Source organism: Phenylobacterium sp., from assembly GCF_031412415.1.
Taxonomy (GTDB): Bacteria; Pseudomonadota; Alphaproteobacteria; order Caulobacterales; family Caulobacteraceae; genus Phenylobacterium.
In genome coordinates this window covers 1-7,599 of record NZ_JANOCX010000434.1, presented here as the reverse complement: position 1 = coordinate 7,599, position 7,599 = coordinate 1, and the positions used below count along the sequence as shown (strand labels likewise).

The following is a 7,599-nucleotide window of genomic DNA, read 5'->3' as shown; positions in this document are numbered from 1 at the left end:
GCCCTGCTCGGCCACGGCCAAGCGATTGGCCTTGGCCAGCGCCACGCGGCGCTCGGCGATCATGCCGTAGAAGGTGGTGGGAAAACGCGCCGCCTGGGCCAGGAATTCCTCGGATCGCGCGGCGTCCCCGGCCTGCGCGGTGGCGCGCGACGCCCAATAGGCCGCCCCTGACCTCAGCCAGGGATCTTCATCGTTGTCGCGGGCGACCAGAGCCAGCTGGGTCTCGGCGGCGGCGTAATTCTTCAAGCGGTAGGCGGCCATGCCGGCGATCCACCGTTCGTCCGCCCCTGAGGCCAACTCGTAGGCCCGCCTCATGTCGCCGCCGTAGAAGGCTTCGCGCGCCATGCGCCCCTTGGCGCCGGGCAGGCGGTTGGCCACGCCCTGGGCTGTCCGCTCGATGGCGCCCCAGCCGAAGCCGGCCAGGACCGGGGTCTTCAGCGCCGCGGCCTCGGCGGGCTTGCGGCGGCTGGCGAGAGAATAGATGCGTTCCGCGCCTGGCAGGTCGCCGAACCGGTCCAGCCACTTGGCCAACTCGTCATAGCTGGCGGTGTGGACGGTGGGATGCATGAGCTGGCGGAAGGCGAGGTGGCCGGCCAGGGACTGGTCCTGGGCCTGGGCCGCCTGCAGGCCCGCGTCGATGAAGTCGCCGTCTTCGACGGCTGCGAACGCCGCGGCGTAACGCTGCGCGTCCGAATCGCTCAGCACCTTGGGCGCGGCGACGGCGGTTTGGGTGAAAGCGGCGAAGATCCCGGCGAGAACCGCGACCTGAATGCCGTTGCGTGCCTGCATCCATTCTCCGCGTCGGCCGCTTCTTGAGAGCGATCTGGACGCAGCCCTTGTTCTCGACGGGGGAGTCCTACCCGCCCCGTTCCGGGCGATCAAGTCGTTCGGTCAGGGTCAGAAGGTCGCTCCACGCCTTCTTCTTGGCTGCCGGTTGTCTGAGCAGGAATGCGGGGTGCAGTGTCGGCATGGCGGGCAGTTCCAGGTCGCCGCTCTCCGAACGCCACTCGAACCATCGCCCGCGCAGGGACAGGATTCCCTCGTCGCGCTTCAGCATCGACTTGGCCGCGGGCGCCCCCACCAGCAGCAGCATCTTCGGCGCGACCAGCGCGATCGCCCGCTCCACAAAGGGTTGGCACACCGCCTGCTCCTGCGGCGTGGGCGTGCGATTGCCCGGCGGGCGCCAGAACACGGTGTTGGTGATGAACACCCGATCGGTCAGGCCCGCGGCCGCCAGCATCCGGTCCAGCAGTTGCCCCGCCTTGCCCACGAAGGGTTCGCCGCGTGCGTCTTCCTCGGCCCCGGGACCTTCGCCGACGATCATCAGCGGCGCGTCGACACGTCCGCGTGAGAACACCGCCTGGCGCGCACCCTCGAACTTCAGCGGGCATCCATCGAAGCCGGCGATGGCGGCCTTGAGCGCATCCAGGTCCTGGGCCTCGCCGGCCAGGCGCCGCGCTTCGGCGACCGCGCCCTGGACGTCAGGCGTCTGGGCCTTGGCCGTCGGGGCAGGGACCACGGCCTTGCGTTCCGGCGGGCGCGGCGGGACGATCCGCCCGGCCTCGATGCGGTCCACCGCCTCGTCCAGCAGCATGGCGTCGACACCCGCCTCGGCCCAGAAGGCGAGCAGGCTTTCGGCGGCGCGGGGGTCGGCTTGCGTCATCGGGTCCGTGAAAAGCTTCTCTGGGACAGCATCATAGCGGAGTTCACGCTTGACCGCCCTTGCCCAAGCTACCGATAAGTCGCCAGACGGATCAACGCCGCGTGACACAAGGGAGGGGAACCCTTGGCACGCAGGCCCAAAGGAGTTGGGGACATGACCGAAGCCATCGAACGCGAAGCGATGGAGTACGACGTCGTCATCGTCGGCGCCGGTCCCTCGGGGCTCTCCGCCGCGATCCGACTGAAACAGCTCGCCGAGGCGGCCGGGACCGAGATCACGGTCGCGGTGCTGGAAAAGGGCTCCGAGGTCGGCGCCCACATCCTGTCCGGCGCGGTCATCGACCCCGCCGGTCTCAACGAACTGCTGCCCAACTGGAAAGAGCTGGGCATCCCGCTCGAGACCAAGGTCACCCGCGACAAGTTCGTGATCCTGGGGCCGCAGGGCGACCTGGACGTCAGTTTCCTGCCGTTCCCCAAGTGGATGCTGAACCACGGCAACTACATCGCCTCGCTCGGCAACGTCTGTCGTTCGCTGGCCGCCCACGCCGAGGGCCTGGGCGTGGAGATCTATCCCGGCATGGCCGCCTCCGAGGTGGTCTACAACGACGACGGCTCGGTGAAGGGCGTCGTGGCCGGCGTGTTCGGCGTCGGCAAGGACGGCCAGCCCGGCCCCGACTTCCAGCCCGGCATCGAACTGCACGCCAAGTACACCTTCATCGGCGAGGGCGTGCGCGGCTCGCTGGCCAAGCAGCTCCAGGCCAAATTCGGTCTCACCGCCGGCCGCGATCCGCAGAAGTTCGGCATCGGCATCAAGGAGTTGTGGCAGGTTCCTGACGAGGCCTTCGAGGCGGGTCTCACCCAGCACACCTTCGGTTGGCCGCTGAAGAACGACGCCGGCGGCGGCTCGTTCATGTACCACTTCGGCGACAACTACGTGGCCATCGGCTTCGTCCTGCACCTCAACTACAAGAACCCCTGGCTCTCGCCCTTCGACGAGTTCCAGCGCTTCAAGACCCACCCCGCGATCCGCGGCTATCTGGAAGGCGGCAAGCGCATTTCCTACGGGGCCCGCGCCATCACCGAGGGCGGCCACCAGTCCCTGCCGCAGCTCTACTTCCCCGGCGGCGTCCTGCTGGGCTGCTCGGCCGGCATGGTCAATGTCCCCCGCATCAAGGGCAGCCACAACGCCGTGAAGAGCGGCATGCTGGCCGCCGAGGCCGCCTTCGCCGCCATCGGCGCCGGCCGCTCGGGCGACGAACTGACCGCCTACGAGGAGACCTACAAGACCTCCTGGATCGCCAAGGAGCTGCGCAACGTGCGCAACTTCAAGCCGCTGTGGTCGAAGTTCGGGACCATCCCCGGCATCGTCCTGGGCGGAATCGACGCCATCATCGCCAACGCGCTGGGCGGCTGGTCGCCCTGGGGCACGCTCAAGCACGGCAAGAGCGACGCGGAGTCCACGGGCCTGGCCAAAGACTACGAACCCATCGTCTATCCCAAGCCGGATGGCGAGTTCAGCTTCGACAAGCTGTCCTCGGTCTTCCTGTCGGCCACCAACCACGACGAGAATCAGCCCGCCCATCTGACGCTGAAGGACGCCTCGATCCCCATCCAGGTGAACCTGCCGCGCCATGGCGAGCCCGCGCGGCTCTACTGTCCGGCCGGGGTCTATGAGGTTCTGTACGACGCCGAGGGCAAGAACCCGAAGTTCCAGATCAATTTCCAGAACTGCGTCCACTGCAAGACCTGCGACATCAAGGATCCCTCCCAGAACATCGTCTGGACCACCCCCCAGGGCGGCGACGGACCGAACTATCCGAACATGTGAGGCCAAGGATCGGCGCCGTGCCTTGAAGTCGCCGCCGAAAGCGGAGACCTTCGGTTCATGCGCCACCTCCTCGTAGCCCTCGCTCCGCTTCTCCTGGTCGCCGCCTGCGCCTCGCCGTCGCAGGAGGCCGCCTGGCGGCCCACCATGATCGACGGCATGGGCGGTTCGGCCTATGGCGCTTTCCTGGCGGGGCAGGGCGCGCTCAACGACGGCAACGGCGCCGAAGCGGCCGCCTACTTCCAGCGCGCCGAGGCCGAGGGCGGCGCCAACGACCTGTTGCGCGATCGGGCCTTCACCGCCGCCGTCCTGGCCGGCGACATCGCCAAGGCCGCGGCGCTCGCGCCGAACGGCGCGGACGCCTCGGACGCCACCAAGCGCCTCGGTCAACTGGTCAGGGGCGTGGAGGAAATGGCCCAGGGCAAGGGGAAGGAAGCCCACGCCATCCTGACCGGCGAGGGGATCGGCTTTCCTCACCGCGGCGCCGCGGCCCTGCTGGCGCCCTGGGCGGCGGCCATGGGCGGCGACGTGGACGGCTCTCTGGTCCGGCCCGAGGTGCGCGGCGACCGGGTCGTCGACTATTTCGGTCAGTTGGGCCAGGCCTACCTTTACGAGCGGGCCAAACGCTTCGATGAGGCCGAGACCGACTACAAGGCCCTGACGGGCGGCGAGAACGCCCTGGACATGGCGATCCTGGCCTATGGCGCCTTCCTGGAGCGGCGCAATCGCCGGCCGGACGCCTTGGCGCTCTACGACAAGGCGCTGGCGGCCCAGCCTTCGGACGCCATCATGGCGGCGGCGCGCGCCCGCGCCTTGGCTGGCAAGTCGCCCCCGCCCATGCCGACCCTGCGCCAGGGCGCGGCCCAGGTGCTGATCGCCCCCGCCGCCACCATGCTCGGCGCCAAGCAGGATCAGCTGGGCCTGGCCTATCTGCGCCTGGCCCTGCGGCTCGACCCGGCCCGCAACGAAGCCTGGCTGATGGTCGGCGACATCATGGAGGTGGCGGGCGACACCACCGCCTCGCGCGACGCCTATGGCCGTCCCCGGCCGGGATCGCCGGAGTACGCCACGGCCCGCGCCAAGCTCGCCTGGAGCTACCAGAACGCCAAGCAGCCGGAGATCGCGCTGAAGATGGCCCAGGAGGCCGCCGCCACCGGCGAGCATGAGGCCCGCGTCACCTATGCCGACCTGCTGCGCGCCAACGACCGCTACGCCGAGTCCGCCACCGTGCTGACCGAGGTGATCGGCGCCAACGCCAACCCCGACTGGCGCCTGCTCTACGCCCGCGGCGTCGCCCTGGAACGCTCGGGTCAATGGTCGGACGCCGAGCGAGACCTGCGCGCGGCCCTCAAGCAGCGGCCAGAGGATCCCGAGCTGCTGAACTATCTGGGCTATTCCTGGATCGATCGGGGCGAGCACCTGGCCGAGGCCCTGGGCATGGTCCAGAAGGCCGTGGCGGCCAACCCGCAGTCCGGCGCCATGATCGACAGCCTCGGCTGGGCCTACTACCGCCTGGGCGACTACAAGAAGGCCGTCGAGCGCCTGGAGCAGGCCGTGGAGCTCGAGGCCGGCGATCCCGAGATCAACAACCATCTGGGCGACGCCTACTGGCGCGTCGGCCGCCGGACCGAGGCCGAATTCCAGTGGCGTCGGGTTCTGACCCTGGATCCCGACGCGCGGATCAAGGCCGACGTGGAGGCCAAGCTCGCCTCCGGCCTGGGCCCGAAGGGACCCGCGGCCTCGCCCCGTATCGCCGGGCAGTAGGGCCATGGCGCCGGACGTCTTCGCGCCCGCCAAGATCAACCTTTTCCTGCACGTCGGCGCGCCGGGCGCCGACGGCTATCACCCGCTCTGCAGTCTTATGACCTTCGCCGATATCGGCGACCGCGTGGGTGTCCGCGCCGCCGATGCCCTGTCCCTGCGGGTGGGCGGGCCGTTCGCCGCCGCGCTGCAGGGGGCGGAGGCCGACAATCTGGTCATGCGCGCCGTCCGCGCCCTGATGGCCCGGACGCGGGGGCCACAGCCGCCGGTGGCCTTCACCTTGGACAAGCGACTGCCCGTGGCCGCGGGGCTCGGCGGCGGCTCCAGCGACGCTGGCGCGGCCCTGCGATTGGCCCGCGAGATTCTTGGCGCCTCGCTGAGCGACACCGAGCTGGAAGCGATCGCCGCCGAGCTCGGCGCCGACGGCGCGGCCTGCCTCTGGGGCCGTCCGGTATTGGCCCAGGGGCGGGGAGAGCGACTGAGCCCAGCGCCGGGCCTGCCGGTCCTTGACGCGGTGCTGGTCAATCCGGGGGTCAGCGTCTCCACGCCCGAAGTCTATCGCGCCCTGGACGCGCGCGGCGTGTTCGGCGATATCGCGCCGCCGACCATGCCCGACGCGTTCGAGAGCGTGGAGGAGTTGTCGGGCTGGCTGCGGACCACCGCCAATGACCTCCAGGCGCCAGCGATGGCCCTGGCGCCCGCGATCGGCGATGTCCTGGAAACCCTGGCCGACGAGCCTGAGACCCTGTTGGCCCGGATGTCCGGCTCCGGGGCCACCTGCTTCGCCCTCTGCGGCTCGGACATCGAGGCCGAAACCCTGGCCGAGCGCCTTGAAGCCATGCGCCCCAATTGGTGGGTCGAGCGGTGCCGCCTGGGCGGCCCCTGGGACGGCGCGATCTGAGCTCCACGAACGAAAACGGGGGCCGCGAGGGCCCCCGTTCCCGAGAGGGGAGCAGGGACCCAGGCGGCCCTGCTCCTGACGAAGCGCTTACGAGTGGTAGGCGCGTTCGCCGTGTTCGCTGATGTCGAGGCCTTCTTCCTCGGTCTCCACCGAAGGCCGCAGGCCGATGGTGAACTTGATGGCGAAGAAGACGATGGCCGAGGCCACGGCCGACCACGAAATCGCCAGCAGGACCGCCTTCACCTGAGCCATAACCTGCGTGCCCATCACATAGGCCGCCGTGTCGCAGGTGGAGATGTCTCCGTCGAGGCCGCAGGTCGTGTAGTCGACCACGCCCGCGCCGCCCCAGGCCGGATTGACCAGGAAGCCGGTGGCGATGGCGCCCACGATGCCGCCGACGGCGTGGATGCCGAAGGCGTCCAGGCTGTCGTCGTACTTGAGCGCGTTCTTCACGGCCGAGCAGAAGATCACGCAGATCGGCGAGACGATCAGGCCCAGGACCAGGGCGCCCACGGGGCCGGCGAAGCCGGCGGCCGGGGTGACGGCGACGAGGCCGGCGACCAGACCCGACGCCATGCCCAGCATGCTGGCCTTCTTGCGGGTCACCCACTCGGTGACGACCCACGAGAGACCGGCGGCGGCGGTGGCCACCAGGGTGTTCATCATGGCGAGGGCGGCGTAGCCGTTGGCTTCAAGGTTGGAGCCGGCGTTGAAGCCGAACCAGCCCACCCACAGCAGACCGGCGCCCGCGAGGGTCAGGGTCAGGGAGTGAGGCGGCATGGCCTCGGTGCGGAAGCCCTTGCGGGGACCCACCACCAGGGCGCCGACCAGGGCGGCGATACCGGCGTTGATGTGGACCACGGTGCCGCCGGCGAAGTCGATGGCGCCCCAGCCCCAGAGCAGGCCCGACTGGATCGGATCCTTCGGCGCGATGGCGACGGCGTCGGGACCAGCCCACCACCACACCATGTGCGCCATCGGATAGTAGGAGAGCAGGGGCCAGAGGACCGCGAAGGCCACGACCGCGGCGAACTTCATCCGCTCAGCCACGCCGCCCAGGACCAGGGCGGCGGTGATGCAGGCGAACGTCATCTGGAAGCAGATGAAGACCAGCTCGGGGATGTAAATGCCTGTCGAGAAGGTCGCCACGTTGCTGGCCGGGGTCACGTCCTTGAGGAACAGACGGCCGGCGCCGCCGACGAACTTGTCCAAGCCGCCGCCATCGGTGAAGGCCAGGCTGTAGCCGTAGAGCAGCCACGCGATCATGCCGATCACGGTGACCGTCGAGACCTGCATCAGCATGGACAACATGTTCTTCTGACGGACCAGGCCGCCGTAGAACAGCGCCAGGCCCGGCAGGATCATCAGCAGGACCAGGACGGTGGAGACCAGCATCCAGGTGGTGTCGCCTTTGTCGACGCTCTGGGCCGGGGCCTCGGTGGTCGGCGTC

At 69.5% G+C, this 7,599-nt stretch carries 5 protein-coding genes and 1 pseudogene; 3 read left to right on the top strand and 3 right to left on the bottom strand.

Annotation, left to right across the window (positions count from 1 at the left end; all coding sequences use genetic code 11):
- A pseudogene (locus RMO04_RS20030) lies at nt 1-789 on the bottom strand (hypothetical protein); the annotation flags it as partial.
- Between the two features lie 67 nt (nt 790-856).
- On the bottom strand, nt 857-1,663 hold the full coding sequence (locus tag RMO04_RS20025; RefSeq protein WP_309646532.1) for a uracil-DNA glycosylase: 807 nt from the start codon (nt 1,661-1,663) through the stop codon (nt 857-859).
- A gap of 153 nt (nt 1,664-1,816) precedes the next feature.
- Here RMO04_RS20025 and RMO04_RS20020 point away from each other — a divergent pair, with 153 nt between their 5' ends.
- Genes RMO04_RS20020 through RMO04_RS20010 form a run of 3 tightly spaced genes read left to right on the top strand, consistent with a single transcriptional unit; the run spans nt 1,817 to nt 6,149 of the window.
- The gene (locus tag RMO04_RS20020; protein ID WP_309646531.1) at nt 1,817-3,490 is read left to right on the top strand and encodes an electron transfer flavoprotein-ubiquinone oxidoreductase; all 1,674 of its coding nucleotides are present in this window, start codon (nt 1,817-1,819) and stop codon (nt 3,488-3,490) included.
- 57 nt (nt 3,491-3,547) lie between these two features.
- Nucleotides 3,548-5,251 (top strand): tetratricopeptide repeat protein, encoded by a 1,704-nt coding sequence (locus RMO04_RS20015; protein WP_309646530.1) that lies wholly within the window; start codon nt 3,548-3,550, stop codon nt 5,249-5,251.
- Between the two features lie 4 nt (nt 5,252-5,255).
- A complete protein-coding gene (locus RMO04_RS20010) occupies nt 5,256-6,149 on the top strand; it encodes a 4-(cytidine 5'-diphospho)-2-C-methyl-D-erythritol kinase (protein ID WP_309646529.1) in 894 nt (297 codons plus the stop codon).
- A gap of 87 nt (nt 6,150-6,236) precedes the next feature.
- On the opposite strand, the gene RMO04_RS20005 is transcribed toward RMO04_RS20010, so the two are convergent.
- Nucleotides 6,237-7,599: ammonium transporter (locus tag RMO04_RS20005; protein WP_309646528.1), on the bottom strand; the 1,363-nt coding region annotated here is incomplete at its 5' end.